The organism is Mesorhizobium sp. M3A.F.Ca.ET.175.01.1.1 (assembly GCF_004791945.1).
GTDB lineage: Bacteria > Pseudomonadota > Alphaproteobacteria > Rhizobiales > Rhizobiaceae > Mesorhizobium.
The window spans coordinates 263,309-279,994 of sequence record NZ_SRTP01000004.1 but is presented as its reverse complement, the minus strand read 5'-3'; the positions used below and the strand labels follow the sequence as shown (position 1 = coordinate 279,994).

Genomic DNA, 16,686 nt, shown 5'->3' with positions numbered 1-16,686 from the left:
TGGACCGATTGCGTCAGGTCGGCGGCGTGCCGTTCTCCTCCAATACTGCGCCGGCGAAATAGAGCGAGCCGCCGATGAGGATGCGCGGCGCCGGACCGTCCCATGTGTCGCGCAGGAGCATCAGCGCGTTGGCGACGGAGCTGACCGGCTCGGCCGACAGGCCAGCCTCGGTGGCGCGCAAGGCCAATTCGTCATTCGGCACGCCGGCATCGCTGTTGCTCACCGGCACCGTGTAGACATGCCGCGCAAGGCCCTTGAAAGCGCTGAAATAGCCGGTCTGGTCCTTGGTGTTGATCATGCCGGAGATCAGGAACAGCGGACGCGGGTTCTTCTCCTCCTGCTCGGCCAGCGCCTCGGCGATGACGACGCCGGCGCCCGGATTGTGGCCGCCGTCCAGCCAGATGTCGGCGCCCTTCGGCGCCAGCTCCACCAGTCTGCCCTGCGACAGCTTCTGCATGCGGGCAGGCCAGGCGGCTTGCGTCATCGCCCGCTCGGCGGCACGGTGGCCGATCTCGAATCCCGCGGCCTTGATCGCGGCGATCGCCGCCGCGGCGTTGGCGAACTGATGCCGGCCGGGCAGTCGCGGCGGCGGCAGGTCCATCAGGCCTTGCTCATCCTGATAGACCATGCGGCCGTTCTCCTCGAAGGCGAGGAAATCCTGGCCGTAGACGACGGTCGGGCAATCGAGCCGCTCGGCCGTATCGATCAGCACCTCGAGCGCCGTGCCGCTTTCCTGCGCGCCGATGACCACCGGGCAGCCGCGCTTCATGATGCCGGCCTTTTCGGCGGCGATCAGCTCGACCCGGTCGCCGAGATAGGCCTCGTGGTCCATCGACACCGGCATGATCACCGAGACAGCCGGCCGGGCAATGACGTTGGTGGCGTCGTAGCGGCCACCGAGGCCGACCTCGATGATGGCGGCTTCGGCCGGATGTTCGGAAAACAATATGAAGGTGACGGCGGTGAGGATCTCGAAGACGGTGATCTTCTGGCCCGCATTGGCCTCGGCGACGCGCGCGATCGCCTCGGCGAAGACCTGGTCATCGACCAGCTTTCCGCCGCCTTCGGCCGCCAGCCGGTAGCGCTCATGCCAGTTCACCAGATGCGGCGAGGTGTGGACATGGACGAGATGGCCTGCCGCTTCCAGGAGCGCGCGCGAAAAGGCGGCACAGGAACCCTTGCCGTTGGTGCCGGCGATGTGGATCACGGGCGGCAGCCGGTCCTGCGGATTGCCGAGACGCTCCAGCAGGCGGGTAATGCGATCCAGCGAAAGGTCGAAGCCTTTCGGATGGAGCGCCATCAGTTGTTCGATTTCACGGTCGGCGGCGAGCGTTGTCATGGGCCGAATCCTAGAGCAATTCCAGGAAAAGTGCCTCCGGAATTGCGTAAAACGAGAAAATCAGAGCGGGTCGCTACTCTACCAAGCTGTAGCGCTCCAGGCATATGAGGGCCGCCCGCGCAAAGCGGGGCTCGGCGAACGATGTCGTTTCAGGCCTGCGGCCGCGCCTCGGCGCCGACCAGCGTCGGCGGCAGGATTTCCGGTTCGAGCGGCTTCTGCGCTTCCGGCACCTTGAGCAGCATCTTCACCAGCCGCGCGATGGTCTGGCGCATCTCCAGGCGCGAGACGACCATGTCGACCATGCCGTGCTCCATCAGATATTCGGAACGCTGGAAGCCGTCCGGCAGCTTCTCGCGGATGGTCTGCTCAATGACGCGCGGTCCGGCAAAGCCGATCAGCGCGCCGGGCTCGGCGATATGGACGTCGCCCAGCATGGCATAGGAAGCGGTGACGCCGCCGGTGGTCGGGTTGGTCAGCACGACGATGTAGGGCAGACCGGCTTCCTTCAACCGGTCGACGCCGACCGTAGTGCGCGGCAACTGCATCAGCGACAGAATACCCTCCTGCATGCGGGCGCCGCCCGAGGCCGCGAACAGGATCAGCGGCCGCCTGCGCTGCAGCGCCACCTCGAAGGCGTGGACGATGGCATCACCCGCAGCCATGCCGAGCGAGCCGCCCATGAAGGCGAAGTCCTGCACCGTCACCACCACCGGCAGGCCTTCGATGGTGCCGGTCGCATTGAGGATGGCATCATCCAGCCCGGTCTTGGCCTTGGCCTCCTTCAGGCGGTCCGTGTAGCGCTTCTCGTCGCGGAACTTCAGCGGATCCAGGACGACCTTGGGGTTTTCCAGAGTCTCGTATTTGCCGTCGTCGAAGAAGTATTTCAGCCGTTCCCTGGCCGAAATCTTCATGTGATGGCCGGATGACGGGATGACGAACTGGTTCGATTCGAGATCCTTGTGGAAGATCATCTCCCCGGTCTCGGGATCCTTGATCCACAGGTTCTCCGGCATGTCGGTGCGCCGGCCGAGCATCGAGTTGATCTTCGGGCGAACGTAGTTGGTGATCCAGTTCATGGCTTCGGCTCCCGTCCTAGAAGAAACCTAGAGCAATTCCAGGAAAAGTGTGTGGCGGTTTTCCGTCCGGAATTGCGTAACGACAAATAGGCAGACTTATTCGGCGGCAGCAAGGCGGGCCGAGCGGACGCCCTGGGCGAGGCCGCTGACCAAAGTGGCGACGGCCTCGGCCGGATCGGCGGTCTTCTCACCCTTCGGCCCCAGCACGTTGGCGACAGCGTTGACGATCGCCGTGCCCACGACGACGCCGTCGGCCGAAGCGCCGATGGTGCGCGCCTGCTCGGCGGTCTTGACGCCGAAGCCGACGCAGACCGGCAGCGCGGTATGCCCCTTGATGCGCTTGACCGCCGCAGCGACCTTGGCGGTGTCGGCGAGCGCGGAACCAGTGATGCCGGTCATCGATACGTAGTAGACGAAGCCGGAGGTATTCTCCAAGACCTTGGGCAGGCGCTTGTCATCGGTGGTCGGCGTCGCCAGCCGAATGAAGTTGATGCCGGCCTTGAGCGCCGGGATGCAGAGCTCCTCGTCCATTTCCGGCGGCAGGTCGACGACGATGAGGCCGTCGATGCCGCTGGCCTTGGCGTCGGCGAGGAACCGGTCGACGCCATAGATGTAGATCGGGTTGTAGTAACCCATCAGCACGATCGGCGTCTCGTCGTCGCCGGCGCGGAATTCGGACGCCATCTTCAGCGTCTTGACCAACGTCTGACCGCCCTTCAGCGCCCGCAGGCCAGCCGCCTGAATCGCCGGACCATCGGCCATCGGATCGGAGAACGGCATGCCGAGCTCGATGATGTCGCTGCCGGCCCCCGGCAGCGCCTTCATGATGGCCAACGAGGTCTCGTAGTCCGGATCGCCGCCCATGAAATAGGTGACCAAAGCCGGACGGCCCTCGGATTTGAGCTTCGCCATGCGGCGGTCGATGCGGGTGGTCATTGTCAGATCTCCATGCCCAGCATCTTGGCCACCGTATGCACGTCCTTGTCGCCGCGGCCGGACAGGTTGACGATGACGATCTGGTCCTTGTGCATTGCCGGCACGATCTTCATCGCATGCGCGATGGCATGCGCGGATTCCAGCGCCGGAATGATGCCTTCGACGCGCGTCGTCAGTTGGAAGGCCTCCAGTGCCTCGTCGTCGAGGATCGGCTCATATTGGACGCGGCCGCTGTCGCGCAGCCAGGAATGTTCGGGTCCGACGCCCGGATAGTCGAGACCGGCCGAGATCGAATGGCCGTCGAGGATCTGGCCGTCGGAATTCTGCAACAGATAGGTGCGGTTGCCATGCAGCACGCCGGGCGCACCGGCATTCATCGAGGCGCAATGCTCGACGCCGTCGAGGCCGCGTCCGCCGGCTTCGATGCCGATGATGCGCACATCCTTGTCGTCGAGGAAGGGATGGAAGAGGCCAATGGCGTTGGAGCCGCCGCCGACGGCGGCGATGATGACATCGGGCAGCCGGCCTTCCTGCTCCAGCACCTGGGCGCGGGCTTCCCAACCGATCACCGATTGGAAATCGCGCACCAGCTCCGGATAGGGATGCGGGCCGGCGGCGGTGCCGATCAGATAATAGGTGTCCTCGACATTGGTCACCCAGTCGCGCAGGGCCTCGTTCATGGCATCCTTCAGCGTGCCGTGGCCGGCGGTGACCGGCCGCACCTCGGCGCCGAGCAGCTTCATGCGGAAGACGTTGGGGCTCTGGCGGGCGACGTCGGTGGCGCCCATGTAGACGACGCAAGGATAGCCGAAGCGCGCCGCAACGGTTGCCGCAGCGACACCGTGCTGGCCGGCACCGGTCTCGGCGATGATGCGCTTCTTGCCCATGCGCTTGGCGAGCAGGATCTGGCCAAGGCAGTTGTTGATCTTGTGCGAACCGGTGTGGTTCAGGTCCTCGCGCTTGAAATAGACCTTGGCGCCGCCGCCGAGGCCCTTCGCCGAGGAAACCTCGCGAAGATGCTTCGTCAGCCCCTCGGCGAAATAGAGCTTCGAGGGCCGCCCGGCATAGTGGGTCGACAGGTTCTGCAGCTCGGCCTTGAATTCCGGATCGGTCTTGGCCTTGTTCCACTGCTCTTCGAGATCGAGGATCAGCGGCATCAGCGTCTCGGCTACGAAACGGCCGCCGAAAATGCCGAACATGCCCTGCTCGTTGGGTCCGGTGCGGAAGGAATTGGGCGTGGCCGGCCTGTTCATCGCCGATCTCCTAAATTCTTGACTTGCGAGCATGTCCATACCGGGGATTCCACTTTTCCGGGACATGCTCGGTTTGAAAAGGCCGCTCAGGCGGCGCGGTCGTCGCGCGCGGCCCTGACGGCCCGGAAAAACTGCTCGATCAGCGCCGGATCCTTGACGCCCGGAGCACTCTCCACACCCGACGAAACGTCTATTCCGGGCGGATTGGCCAGTCTCAGGGCATCGCCGATATTGGCCGCGTTGAGCCCTCCGGAAAGCATGTAATCGACGCCGGCGTCAAGGCCGGCAAGGATGCGCCAGTCGAAGGCAATCCCGTTGCCGCCGGGCAATTGCGATCCCCTCGGCGGCTTGGCGTCGAAGAGGAAGCGATCGGCGACGCCGATGTACGGCTTTGTCCGTTCGATATCCGCAGCCTCGCCGACCGACAGCGCCTTCATGACCGGCAAGCCATAACGGGCCTTGATCTCCGCCACCCGTTCCGGCGTTTCGGCGCCGTGGAGCTGCAGCATGTCGGGCCGCACCTGGGCGACTATCTCATCCAGGAAGCCATCATCGGCATCGACGATGACGGCGACGGCCATGGCCTTGCCGATTGCCGCCTGGCGCAGGCGGCCGGCCTCGGCCGGGTCGACATAGCGCGGGCTCTTGGCAAAGAAGATGAAGCCGACATGGCTGGCGCCGCCGGCAAGGGCAGCGGCCATCGCGGCGTCGGTCTTCAGTCCGCAGATCTTGATGTCGAGCGTCATGGCGCGGGATTGGCACGAAAAGCCGCAAGAGTCGAGAAAAAGCATGCTGTTGCCGGGCGAGCGCAATGCGCTAACTTTGAAATAAACCATGCAGGCGGGAGCAGACGACCATGGCCGACCAGACCGTCGCCGAACTCAGACAGAAGATCGCGCAGGCGCGCGAGGTGATCGCGCTTCTAATGGACAAAGCCGCCTTCAACGGCGCCGAGGCGCACCGGGCGCTCGACTATTTCGGCAGCGATGCCTTCGACCGGAATTTCCTGCCGTGGCCGCATTCAGGCGAAGAGGGGCTCAGGCCGGAGGAATTGAACGCGGCGAATGACGATTGATGGTTCTCGGGGCTCGGCAACAGTGCCTTCGTCATTCTAGGGCGGAGCAAGGAGCGCAGCGACGCGCGCAGACCCTAGAATCCATTCCGTTACGCTAAGGCGTTGCCACGGTTGCAGAATTCTGCGCCGTCGCGTTCTGCGCGGAGGCCACGGAATGGATCCTCGGGTCAAGCCCGAGTATGACGACGTCACGGGGATAGGCCAATCTTCGACGTTCCCGCTATGGCAAATAGCTTGGGCCACCGCCTACCGACCCTATTCAAATACAATCGCCTGCAACGCCCCGCCGTTGCGCTTCAGCCAGTCCTTGCAGCGGTCGGTCTCCGGGCAGAGCTTCTCGCACAGCTTCCAGAATTTCGGGCCGTGGTTCATCTCTTTCAGATGCGCCACCTCATGCGCCACCAGGTAGTTGATCACCGGCGGCGGGGCCATCATGATGCGCCAGGAGAAGGAGAGATTGCCCTCCGAGGTGCATGACCCCCAGCGGCTGGACGTGTCCTTGTAGCGGATCGCCTTGGCGCGCTTGCCGATCGCCTCGGTGTGCTTGACCACCAGCTTCTCGATCTCGCGCTTGGCCTCGCGCTTGAGATAATCGGCGATGCGGCGCGGCAGGTGCACGCGCTCGCCATGGACGACCAGCAGCGGGCCGCGCTCGTCGCGCACAATGGTGACGGTGCCGCGCTTTGCCGGCTCATGGACGATGCGGTGCGGCACGCCGCGGATCGGGATCTTGATGCCTGGCCGCACCTGCGGGCGCGTCGGCACCTTGGCCAGGCGCTGCTCCAGCCAGTCCTGATGACGGTCGAGGAACTTTTCCACCTCGCCGCGCCGCAGGCCCGGCGGCACCGTGATGCGCAGGCCCTGGCCGCCGGAATCGATGCGCAGCGTGAGCCGCCGGGCCCGCGCGCTCTCGACGATCTTGAGCGGCAGCGTGCGGCCGGCGACGCAATGCTCGCGCTCGACGACAGGCTTGGGCTTGGTCAGGTTGCGAAAGAAGCCGAGGGTCATGGCTGGACGATACGCGATTCGAGGAAAACGGCCAGAGCAGGGAAGCGACATGGAGAACAAAAAAGAAACGGCGCCGCTGGCGCGACGCCGCATTTCATAACGCTAGGTAGACACGGGCCTCAGTCGTCAAGCAGGTTTTCGCCCTTGCCGCGCTTCGGTCCTGTCGCTCCGGTCGGGCCGGTCGTAGTGGTCGGCGCGGTCGACTTGTTGCGATTGGCCATGAAGCGGTCGAACTCTTCCTGGTCCTTGGCGCGGCGCAGTTCGCGGGCATATTCGTCGAACTCGCTCAGCATGTCGTCGAGCTTGCGGCGCTCCTCGGCGAGGCGCTCGAGTTCCTTCTCGCGCCACTCGTCGAAAGCGACGTTGCCGGTGCGGGACGAGCCATGGCCCCAGCGGGCGGCCCTGTCGGAACCGCGGCGGCAGCCGGCGAAGATGCCGTCGGTCGCGCGGTTGACGTCGCGCTTGAAGCCGTCGAGCCGGTCGCCCCAGATGATGTAGGCGAGCATGGCGAGGCCGAGCGGCCAGAACACCATGAAGCCGATCACCATCAGTGCGATGGTCGCCGGCGTCCAGGCCGGACGGATCAATGCAGATGTGTTCATTTCCTTCCAATCCTTCCGTTGGAGACAGCCAAACCGGCTGCGTGGAATCGAAATGGGAAGGCGAAATCGGCGATTCAAGACAAGTCCGGCCAAAACCGGCGAAGAGCCTGAAAGGATTATCGCTTTTTGAGCTTTTCGAGGAAAAGCACCGCCATGCCGGTAACCAGGCCCCAGAACGCCGCACCGACACCGAACAGTGTGAGGCCGGAGACGGTGACGGCGAAGGTGACGGTCGCCGGCATGCGCTCGGCCTCGTCCTTCAGCGCGATCGAGAGCGCATTGGCCAGCGGCGCCAGCAAGGCCAGGCCGGCGACCAGAACGATGAGGCCGTGCGGCAGGACGGCGAAGACCGCCACCAGCGAAGCGCCGAAGACGGCGAAGATCAGGTAGGCCAACGAATAGAACGGACCGGTCTTCCAGCGTTCCCCCGGATCGGGATGGACGTCCGGCCCGGTGCAGAGCGCCGCCGAGATCGCCGCTAGATTGGTGGTGCCGGCGCCAAAGGGCGCCGACAGCAGCGAGAACAGGCCGGTGACGCCGATCAGCAGGCGCGAATCGGGGTGGTAGCCGGCCGCCCGCAGCACGGCGAGGCCGGACAGGTTCTGCGAGGCCATGGTGACGAGATAGAGCGGCAGGCCCAGGCCGATGACGGCGCCGGTGCTGAAATCAGGCATGATCCAGGTCAGCGTCGACAGTTCGGGCGCCGGCAAGCCGCCGACGCGGCCGGTGAGGAAGGCGGCAAGGCCGCCGCCGACCAGCACCACGAGCACCGACAGAGCCGGATTGAACAGCCGGATCACAAAGAAGGCGGCGATCAGCGGCAGGATCAGCCACGGATCGGCCGGAACCGCCTTGATCGCGTTGACGGCGAAACTGACCAGGATGCCGGCCAACATTCCCGAGGCAACCGAGGCCGGGATGCTGGCGATCAGCCGGGCCAGCGGCTTCAACAGGGCGGTGGCGACCAGCAGAATGCCGGTGATGACGAAAGCGCCGACGGCCTCAGCCATGGAGAAGCCGCTGGAGGCGGCGACGAGCGCCAGGCCCGGCGTCGACCAGGCGGAAATGACCGGCATTCTGGTGCGCCAGGACAGCCACAGGCATTCGAACGCCATCGCCAGGCAGAGCGCCGTCACTCCGCTTGCCGTCTCGATTTGCGTCGCGCCCACCGCCTTGGCGGCGGCGATGACGACGGCCAGCGTGCCGCCAAAGCCGACGATCGCCGCAACGAAGGCGGATATGGGAATGGAAATGCGCATCGGTCAGGCGGTCCGTCGCGCCATGTCGCCCACCGCCCGCAACAGCATCCGGATATCCTCGGGGCGGGACAGGCGATGATCGCCATCGGGGATCAGCGACAGCGTGACGTCGTCGGCCGGGAGCAAGGCCGCCAGCTTCAGCGCATGGCCCGACGGCACATCCGGATCGGCCAGGCCTTGCAGGATATGCACCGGGCAGTGGGTGTCGATCGGCCCGGCCATCACCCGGTTCGCACGGCCGTCCTCTATCAGCGCGCGCGTGTAGATATAGGGCTCGTCCGAATAGTCGGACGGCTCGGCGAAGAACCCTTTTTCCTCGAGATCCTGCCGCTGCGCGTCTGTCAGCACAGGTTCGATCAGTTCGAGTGTGAAATCCGGCGCGGGGGCGAGCAGCACCAGGCCGACGACGCGGCTGTCACCCGCCTTGCGCAGTTCCTGCACCATGCGCAGCGCAATCCATGCGCCCATCGAGGAGCCGACGAGAATCTGGTTGCCTTGGCTGAACCGTCGGAAGACGGCAAGGCTCTCGGCCAGCCATTTCGAGATCGTGCCGTCGGCGAAAGCACCACCCGATTCCCCGTGGCCGGAATAGTCATGGCGGAGATAGGCGCGCCCTTCGCGGCTCGTCCAGTCCGACAGGGCTTGCGCTTTCGTGCCCAGCATGTCGGACTTGTAGCCGCCGAGCCAGACTACGCCCGGCGCGGCACCCGGCATCTGCCTGACGGCGATACTTGACCCGTCCACGTCGATGAAAACTGGCGCGCTGGCGTTCATGACTCTATCCTTCCTGGCCGGTCTTTTGACACAACCGACGGTTCAACGAAAAGTGCTCGCGTGTTTTCTTGCTGGTGCAGAGGATGCAAGCTTCTGGGGCAAGCCTCTGGGGCAAGCTTGCAGGTGATTTTCCGATAAGCCTGTGCTATTGACTCCGCCCGCGCGCTCACCACATTGGCGCGTCCACCTGTTTGAATCTAGACAACCCAGAACGAAACGGCCGAGGAGACCACGACCATTCGCAGACCTTTCAAAGCAGCGGCGCCCACCAAGGACGGCCCGCGCTCCAACCGAGACATCCGGGTGCCCCGGGTCCAGCTCATCGACGCAGAAGGCCACAACCGTGGCGAAGTTTCCATCAACGACGCATTGCTGCTGGCCGAGGAGGCCGGGCTCGATCTGGTCGAGATTTCTCCCAACGCGCAGCCGCCAGTCGCCAAGATCCTCGATCTCGGCAAGCTGAAATACGCCAACCAGAAGAAGGCGGCCGAGGCGCGCAAGAACCAGAAGGTCATCGAGATCAAGGAGATCAAGATGCGCCCGAACATCGACAGCCATGACTACGAGACCAAGATGAAGGCCGTGCGGCGCTTCTTCGAGGACGGCGACAAGGTCAAGCTGACGCTGCGTTTCCGCGGCCGCGAGATGGCGCATATGGAGCTGGGCATGCAGCTTCTGAACAAGGTCCGCGAGGAAGTGGCGCAGATCGCCAAGGTCGAAGCCGAGCCCAAGCTCGAAGGCCGGCAGATGATGATGGTGCTGGCGCCGCGCTGACCGCGCCGCGCCTGCGCCTGCGGCAGGAGTCGTGCCGGCGTGACCGTCACAATCCTTGCGCCGATCACGGCTTCGGGAACAGAATTGACCGTAACCGCCGCGCTTGCGCTCTAATATCCGCCCGAATCGCCGGGCACGGCGTCCCGACGATCGGCGGGGCGCCTGTTTTCAATCCGATCGCCAGCAATCTGGACGATCGGAATTGGATCATGGTCGATGAGGTGAAGGTCTCCGCCGCCAGCCAGGTGGATGGGTTGGGCGGCTACCAGCAGATGCGCAGGCTGGTGCTGGCGGTGCTGGTCGCGGTGCTGTTCGCCGCGCTGCTGTTCGGCCAGTCGACCTTCCCGCCCGATACATGGGTGCATGAGTCGATCGAGATGTTCGGCGTGCTGCTGATCTTCCTCGGCGTCGTCGGACGCCTGTGGGCGACGCTCTATATCGGCGGACGCAAATCCTCCGAAGTGGTCACCGGCGGGCCCTACTCCGTTACCCGCAACCCGCTCTATGTCTTTTCGACCGTCGCCGCCGCCGGCGTCGGCGCGCAGATCGGCTCGTTCACCGGGATCATCCTGTTCGCGCTGCTGTGCGCAGGCGCCTTCCACATCGTCATCCTGCGCGAGGAGAAATTTCTCAAGCAGGTGCTCGGCGCCCCTTACGAGGCCTATCTGGCGCGCGTGCCGCGCTTTTTTCCGAACCTCTCGCTCTACGACGAGGGCGACACCGGCAGCTTCAAGCCGCGCCTGCTTCTGAACACGCTGCTCGACGGGCTGGTGTTCCTGGTGGCGCTGCCGGCCTTCGAGCTGATCGACGGCATGCAGCAGTCGGGGATGCTGCCGGTGTGGTTCACGCTGCCTTAGGAACGGATGATCTTCAGGTGGCGTCGGCCTGCAAATGGCGGCCTCACCTGAATCCCAAACGATCCTGTCGGTGCATCGCGAGGACACCGCGTCGCATGGCTTGAGGTGTTGCGCAGCGGCCCTGTTTGATCTATAGGACCGCCGTTCCAAGAAAACCGCCCGGCAGGGCATGCCGTGGCGGTTTCATTTGCTTTTCGGGCTTTGGTCGGCCCGAAGCGAGAAAGAAGCGCGATGGTGCGCCACATTACGGAGTAGCAAAATGCCCAAGATGAAGACCAAATCGGCCGCCAAGAAGCGGTTCAAGATTACTGCCACCGGCAAGGTGCTGTCGGCCGCCGCCGGCAAGCGCCATGGCATGATCAAGCGTTCCAACAAGTTCATTCGCGATGCCCGCGGCACGATGGTTCTGGCTGAACCGGACGGCAAGAAGGTCATCAAGAATTTTCTGCCGAACGGCCTCTAAACCCTCGGCCTGGACAGCTTTTTGTTTTTACGCAATTCCGAACGGAAAACCGCTAAGCACTTTTCCTGGAATTGCTTTTAAGGAGATCATGACATGGCACGCGTAAAGAGAGGCGTTACCGCCCACGCCAAGCACAAGAAGGTCCTGAAAGCCGCCAAGGGTTTCTACGGCCGCCGCAAGAACACCATCCGCATCGCCAAGCAGGCGGTGGAGAAGTCGCTGCAGTACGCCTACCGCGACCGCAAGAACCGCAAGCGCTCGTTCCGCGCGCTGTGGATCCAGCGCATCAATGCGGCGGTGCATGAGCACGGCCTGACCTATGGCCGCTTCATCGACGGCCTCAACAAGGCCGGCATCGAGATCGACCGCAAAATCCTTTCCGACATGGCCATCCACGAGCCGCAGGCTTTCGCCGCGCTTGTGGCCAAGGCCAAGGTCGCGCTCGAATATCTGAAGAACACCACGCCGAATGCCTTTGAGAGCGCTGTCGCCTAAGCCAGCGCTTCCCAAGCATTCGCAATTCTGACTTTGGGGAACCCGCGCTGGCACGGCTGGCGCGGGTTTTTCTTATGCCCGATGTAACCAAAATGGCGACGCACCGGCTCCTGGTGGTTGCCCGACCGAAGAGAGTTTCGCCGTGAACGCCACCGCTGGAAATCTTGAAACCCTTGAAGCCTCCCTGCTTGCCGAGATCGCGGCGGCGGCCGACGAGCCGGCGATCGAGGCGGTGCGGGTCTCGGCACTGGGCAAGAAGGGATCGGTCTCCGAGATGCTGAAGACGCTCGGCGCGATGAGCGCAGAGGAACGGCAAGTGAAGGGCCCTGCCATCAACGGCCTGAAGAACCGCGTCAGCGATGCGCTGGCGGCGCGCAAGGCGGAGTTGAGGGACGTGGCGATCACGGCCCGGCTCGCGGCCGAGAGGGTCGACGTGACGCTGCCGGTGCGCCAATCGCCGGCCGAGCGCGGCCGCATCCATCCGATCAGCCAGGTGATCGACGAGATCGCCGCGATCTTCGGCGATCTCGGCTTCGCCATCGCCGAAGGTCCGGACATCGAGACCGACTATTACAATTTCACCGCGCTGAACTTCCCGGAAGGACATCCGGCGCGCGAGATGCACGACACCTTCTTCTTCCAGCCGGACGAGAAGGGCGAGCGCAAGCTGTTGCGCACGCACACCTCGCCGGTGCAGATCCGCACCATGGAGCGGCAGAAGCCGCCGATCCGCATCGTCATCCCCGGCAAGACCTACCGGCAGGATTCCGACGCCACGCACTCGCCGATGTTCCATCAGGTCGAGGGCCTGGTGATCGACAAAACCGCCAACATCGCCAACATGAAGTGGGTGCTGGAGGAATTCTGCAAGGCCTTCTTCGAGGTGCCGAGCGTGAAAATGCGCTTCCGGCCGTCCTTCTTTCCGTTCACCGAGCCCAGCCTCGAGGTCGACATCCAGTGCGACCGCTCGCGGCCCGGCGAAGTGCGCTTCGGCGAAGGCTCCGACTGGATGGAAATCCTGGGCTGCGGCATGGTGCATCCCAACGTGCTGCGCCACGGCGGCCTCGACCCCGATGAATACCAGGGATTTGCCTGGGGCCTGGGCATCGACCGCATCGCCATGCTGAAATACGGCATGCCGGACCTGCGCGCCTTCTTCGACGCCGACGTGCGCTGGCTGTCGCATTACGGTTTCAGGCCGCTCGACCTGCCGACGCTGTTCGGAGGGCTCTCCGCATGACGGCCCCACACACCGGCGGATGCCGCTGCGGGGCGGTTCGCTTCGAGGCCTCGGCCGAGCCGCACCACATCAGCTATTGCCATTGCAGCGACTGCCGGCGCGCCAGCGGGGCGCCGGTGTCAGCCTTCGTCGGCTTCATGACCGACCAGATCGCGCTCGAAGGCAAGTCGCTGAAGGGCTATCAGAACGGCCCGGTGGAGCGCAGCTTCTGCGGCATCTGCGGCTCGCCGATCGCCTATACCGACGAGCGGCTTGCCGGCCACATCTACTTCACGCTCGGCGCCATGGACATGCCAGCCTATTTCAGGCCGACGCTGCATGCGCATGTGCGCGAGCAGCTGCCCTTCCTGCATATGCCCGATTCACTGCCGCGTCATTTGAAGACGAGCGTGCCCAGACCTTCGGAAACACAGTCATGAAATTCACCCTCTCCTGGCTCAAGGACCATCTCGAGACCGACGCCTCGCTTGCCGAGATCGTCGAGCGGCTGACCGCGATCGGCCTCGAAGTCGAACGTGTCGACGACAAGGCGGGGCTGAAACCCTTCGTCATCGCCAAGGTGCTGACGGCGGTGCAGCATCCCGATGCCGACCGGCTGCGCGTGCTCACCGTCGACACCGGCGACGGCAAGCCGCCGGTGCAGGTCGTGTGCGGCGCACCCAACGCCCGCGCCGGCCTCATCGGGGCCTTCGCTGCACCCGGCAGCTATGTTCCCGGCATCGACGTGACGCTGTCGGTCGGCAAGATCCGCGGCGTCGAAAGCCACGGCATGATGTGCTCCGAGCGCGAGCTGGAAATCTCGGACGAGCACAACGGCATCATCGATCTGCCCGCGGATGCGCCGGTCGGCACCAGCTTCGCCGCTTATGCCCATCTCGACGATCCGGTGATCGAGATCAACTTGACGCCGAACCGGCCGGACGCGACCAGCGTCTACGGCATCGCCCGCGATCTCGCGGCGAGCGGGCTCGGCCGCCTGACCGGCGGCGGGATCATGCCGCATGCCGGCGAGGGCTTATGCCCGGTCAAGGTGAAGATCGAGGCGCCTGAACTCTGCCCGGGCTTCGCGCTCAGGCTGGTCAAGGGCGTCAAGAACGGCCCGTCGCCGAAATGGCTGCAGCAGCGGCTGATGGCCATCGGGCTTCGGCCGATCAGCGCGCTGGTCGACATCACCAACTACGTCACCTTCGACCGCGGCCGGCCGCTGCATGTCTTCGATGCCGCGAAGGTCGCCGGCAATCTTACCGTGCGCCGCGCCAAGGACGGCGAAAAGGTGCTGGCGCTCGACGGCCGCGAATACACGCTAACGCCGGAAATGTGCGTCATCGCCGACGAGGACGGCGTCGAATCGATCGCTGGCATCATGGGCGGCGAGCATTCCGGCTGCGACGAGAACACCACCGATGTGCTGATCGAATCGGCGCTCTGGGACCCGATCACCACGGCCCGCACCGGCCGCACGCTCGGCATCATCACCGACGCGCGCTACCGGTTCGAGCGCGGCGTCGACCCCGAATTCATGGTTCCCGGCGTCGAGCTGGCAACCAAGCTGGTGCTCGATTTCTGCGGCGGCACGCCGAGCGAAATGGAAGTGGCCGGCTATGCCGGGCATAAGCCGAAGATCGTCTCCTTCCCGCTCTCGGAAGTGAAGCGGCTGACCGGCATTGAAGTGCCACGTGAAGAGGCGCTGGACATCCTGACCCGCCTCGGCTTCCAGCCGCAGGGCGCGGGCGACCTCGTCCAGGTGAAGGTGCCGTCCTGGCGGCCGGATGTCGACGGCAAGGCCGACCTGGTCGAGGAAGTGATGCGTATTCACGGCGTCGACAACATCGCGCCGCAACCGCTCACCTCTCATGGCGCAGTCAACGGCAAGATCCTGACCACGCTGCAGGTGCGCACCCGAGCGGCCAAGCGCGCGCTGGCCGTGCGCGGCATGATGGAGGCCGTCACCTGGTCATTCATCCCGGCCAGGCACGCCGAGCTGTTCGGCGGCGGCCAGACCGCGCTCAAGCTCGCCAACCCTATCGCCGCCGACATGTCGGACATGCGGCCGTCGCTGCTGTCCGGGCTGATCAGTGCCGCGCAACGCAATGCCGACAAGGGCATCGGCGATGTGGCCCTGTTCGAGGTCTCCGGCACCTATGAGGGCGACGCTGCCGACCAGCAGCGGCGTGTCGCCGCCGGCGTGCGGCGCGGCACGGCCAAGCTCGACGGCTCGGGCCGCAGCTGGGCCGGCAATGCCGGCGCGGTCGGCGTGTTCGACGCCAAGGCCGACGCGATCGCGGCGCTCGAAGCCTGCGGCGCGCCGATCGACCGGCTGCAGATCGAGCCCGGCGGCCCGGCCTGGTATCATCCCGGCCGCTCGGGCACGATCAAGCTCGGGCCGAAGACGGTGCTCGGCACTTTTGGCGAATTCCACCCGAAGACGCTTGAGGCGCTCGATGTCTCCGGCCCCATCTGCGGCTTCGAGATCTATGTCGACGCCGTGCCGGAGCCGAAAGCCAAGCCGACGCGCACCAAGCCGAAGCTCGAGCTGTCGCCCTTCCAGGCGGTGAAGCGCGACTTCGCCTTCGTCGTCGACAAGGCGGTCGAGGCCGGCACGCTGGTGCGGGCAGCGTTAGCCGCCGACAAGAAACTGGTCACCGGCGTGTCGGTGTTCGACGTCTTCGAGGGTGCCGCGCTCGGCGCCGCCAAGAAGTCGATCGCTATCGAAGTCTCGATCCAGCCGGTCGAGAAGACGCTGACCGACGAGGATTTCGAGGCGCTGGCAAAACGCATCGTCGAGAACGTCAACAAGCAGACGGGCGGCGTTCTGCGCGCGTAAGGCATTGCCGAGCGGTGGCGAATCGCCCTCCATTGGGCGATGCACCATCTGCGCTATTCCGGCCTGCCTTTCGAGGAGCAACGCGCGGCGTTCCTCGCCATCGTCGCGTCCGATCCCCTGCTTAGCGAGACGCTGGCGCGGGTACGCGCGCTGGCCTTGCCCGACTGGCTGGTGGTTTCCGGCGCGCTCTACAACAGCGTGTGGAACCATCTGACCGGAAAGCCGCCGGGCTACGGCATCAAGGATGTCGATCTGTTCTATTTCGACGATGCCGACCTCTCTTACGAAGCCGAGGATGCGGTGATCCGCCGGGCGGCCAAGCAGCTCCAGGGATTGGCGCTGCCGGTCGAGGTGCGCAACCAGGCGCGGGTGCATCTGTGGTATCCGGCGAAGTTCGGACGGGAGTGTCCGCGCTACACGAGCGCCAGCGAATCCGTCAGCTATTTTGCCTCTAAGACGCATGCGGTCGGGGTGCGGTTCAACGACGCCGGAGAGTTGGATTTGGTGGCGCCGTTCGGGCTCGACGATATTTTTTCGTTCCGCATCACCCCGAACCGGGTGCTGGACAACCAGCGGACGCACGAAGCGAAGGGGAAGAGGGCGAGGGAGACCTGGCCGGAGATTCGCGTGGTGCCGTGGTAGTACCATCGAAATAGGAAATGTCGGTGCGAGGCCTCGCGCCACGTCTCACATCGCTGCACTCGCGGCGCT

General features: G+C 64.8%; 18 protein-coding genes. 9 read left to right on the top strand and 9 right to left on the bottom strand.

The window, feature by feature from the left end; all coding sequences use genetic code 11:
* Positions 1-13: 13 nt before the first annotated feature.
* The 5 genes from EN818_RS12840 to EN818_RS12820 form a co-directional block, all read right to left on the bottom strand.
* A complete protein-coding gene (locus EN818_RS12840; protein WP_095805149.1) occupies positions 14-1,339 on the bottom strand; it encodes a folylpolyglutamate synthase/dihydrofolate synthase family protein in 1,326 nt (441 codons plus the stop codon).
* 149 nt (positions 1,340-1,488) lie between these two features.
* A complete protein-coding gene (gene accD / locus EN818_RS12835) occupies positions 1,489-2,415 on the bottom strand; it encodes an acetyl-CoA carboxylase, carboxyltransferase subunit beta (RefSeq protein ID WP_095805150.1) in 927 nt (308 codons plus the stop codon).
* A gap of 96 nt (positions 2,416-2,511) precedes the next feature.
* Positions 2,512-3,351 (bottom strand): tryptophan synthase subunit alpha, encoded by an 840-nt coding sequence (gene trpA / locus EN818_RS12830; protein WP_095805151.1) that lies wholly within the window; start codon positions 3,349-3,351, stop codon positions 2,512-2,514.
* A 2-nt stretch (positions 3,352-3,353) separates the two neighbouring features.
* Complete coding sequence (gene trpB / locus EN818_RS12825) at positions 3,354-4,604, bottom strand: tryptophan synthase subunit beta (protein WP_135904565.1); 1,251 nt, start codon at positions 4,602-4,604, stop codon at positions 3,354-3,356.
* A gap of 86 nt (positions 4,605-4,690) precedes the next feature.
* Complete coding sequence (locus EN818_RS12820) at positions 4,691-5,350, bottom strand: phosphoribosylanthranilate isomerase (RefSeq protein ID WP_095805153.1); 660 nt, start codon at positions 5,348-5,350, stop codon at positions 4,691-4,693.
* 110 nt (positions 5,351-5,460) lie between these two features.
* Here EN818_RS12820 and EN818_RS12815 point away from each other — a divergent pair, with 110 nt between their 5' ends.
* Positions 5,461-5,679: a hypothetical protein gene (locus tag EN818_RS12815; RefSeq protein WP_095805154.1), complete on the top strand. Its 219-nt coding sequence runs from the start codon at positions 5,461-5,463 to the stop codon at positions 5,677-5,679.
* Positions 5,680-5,934: 255 nt separating this feature from the next.
* Here EN818_RS12815 and EN818_RS12810 read toward each other — a convergent pair whose 3' ends face one another.
* From EN818_RS12810 to EN818_RS12795, 4 genes are all read right to left on the bottom strand, one after another.
* Positions 5,935-6,687: a M48 family metallopeptidase gene (locus EN818_RS12810; protein ID WP_095805155.1), complete on the bottom strand. Its 753-nt coding sequence runs from the start codon at positions 6,685-6,687 to the stop codon at positions 5,935-5,937.
* A gap of 119 nt (positions 6,688-6,806) precedes the next feature.
* The gene (locus tag EN818_RS12805; protein ID WP_095805156.1) at positions 6,807-7,289 is read right to left on the bottom strand and encodes a DUF2852 domain-containing protein; all 483 of its coding nucleotides are present in this window, start codon (positions 7,287-7,289) and stop codon (positions 6,807-6,809) included.
* Between the two features lie 116 nt (positions 7,290-7,405).
* Positions 7,406-8,548 carry a benzoate/H(+) symporter BenE family transporter gene (locus tag EN818_RS12800; RefSeq protein WP_095805157.1) on the bottom strand — a complete coding sequence of 381 codons (1,143 nt, stop codon included), beginning with the start codon at positions 8,546-8,548 and terminating at the stop codon, positions 7,406-7,408.
* Positions 8,549-8,551: 3 nt separating this feature from the next.
* Positions 8,552-9,322: an alpha/beta hydrolase gene (locus EN818_RS12795; protein ID WP_095805158.1), complete on the bottom strand. Its 771-nt coding sequence runs from the start codon at positions 9,320-9,322 to the stop codon at positions 8,552-8,554.
* A 237-nt stretch (positions 9,323-9,559) separates the two neighbouring features.
* On the opposite strand from EN818_RS12795, the gene infC reads away from it, so the two are divergent.
* The 8 genes from infC to EN818_RS12755 all read left to right on the top strand — a co-directional run bounded on the left by infC (position 9,560) and on the right by EN818_RS12755 (position 16,617).
* Complete coding sequence (gene infC / locus EN818_RS12790; RefSeq protein WP_095805159.1) at positions 9,560-10,096, top strand: translation initiation factor IF-3; 537 nt, start codon at positions 9,560-9,562, stop codon at positions 10,094-10,096.
* Between the two features lie 209 nt (positions 10,097-10,305).
* Complete coding sequence (locus EN818_RS12785; protein WP_095805160.1) at positions 10,306-10,953, top strand: isoprenylcysteine carboxylmethyltransferase family protein; 648 nt, start codon at positions 10,306-10,308, stop codon at positions 10,951-10,953.
* A 259-nt stretch (positions 10,954-11,212) separates the two neighbouring features.
* Positions 11,213-11,416, top strand: a complete 204-nt coding sequence (gene rpmI, locus EN818_RS12780; RefSeq protein WP_027166935.1) for a 50S ribosomal protein L35 — start codon at positions 11,213-11,215, stop codon at positions 11,414-11,416.
* A gap of 93 nt (positions 11,417-11,509) precedes the next feature.
* Positions 11,510-11,911, top strand: a complete 402-nt coding sequence (rplT, locus tag EN818_RS12775) for a 50S ribosomal protein L20 (protein ID WP_071100686.1) — start codon at positions 11,510-11,512, stop codon at positions 11,909-11,911.
* Positions 11,912-12,053: 142 nt separating this feature from the next.
* Positions 12,054-13,151, top strand: coding sequence for a phenylalanine--tRNA ligase subunit alpha (gene pheS / locus EN818_RS12770; protein WP_129553558.1), 1,098 nt, complete (start codon positions 12,054-12,056; stop codon positions 13,149-13,151).
* Positions 13,148-13,570, top strand: a complete 423-nt coding sequence (locus EN818_RS12765) for a GFA family protein (RefSeq protein WP_095805162.1) — start codon at positions 13,148-13,150, stop codon at positions 13,568-13,570. Before pheS ends, EN818_RS12765 begins: the two co-directional genes overlap by 4 nt.
* Positions 13,567-15,975 (top strand): phenylalanine--tRNA ligase subunit beta, encoded by a 2,409-nt coding sequence (pheT, locus tag EN818_RS12760; RefSeq protein ID WP_095805163.1) that lies wholly within the window; start codon positions 13,567-13,569, stop codon positions 15,973-15,975. The genes EN818_RS12765 and pheT overlap by 4 nt, the downstream gene beginning before the upstream one ends.
* A 39-nt stretch (positions 15,976-16,014) precedes the next feature.
* Positions 16,015-16,617: a nucleotidyltransferase family protein gene (locus EN818_RS12755; RefSeq protein WP_095805164.1), complete on the top strand. Its 603-nt coding sequence runs from the start codon at positions 16,015-16,017 to the stop codon at positions 16,615-16,617.
* Positions 16,618-16,686: the final 69 nt, after the last annotated feature.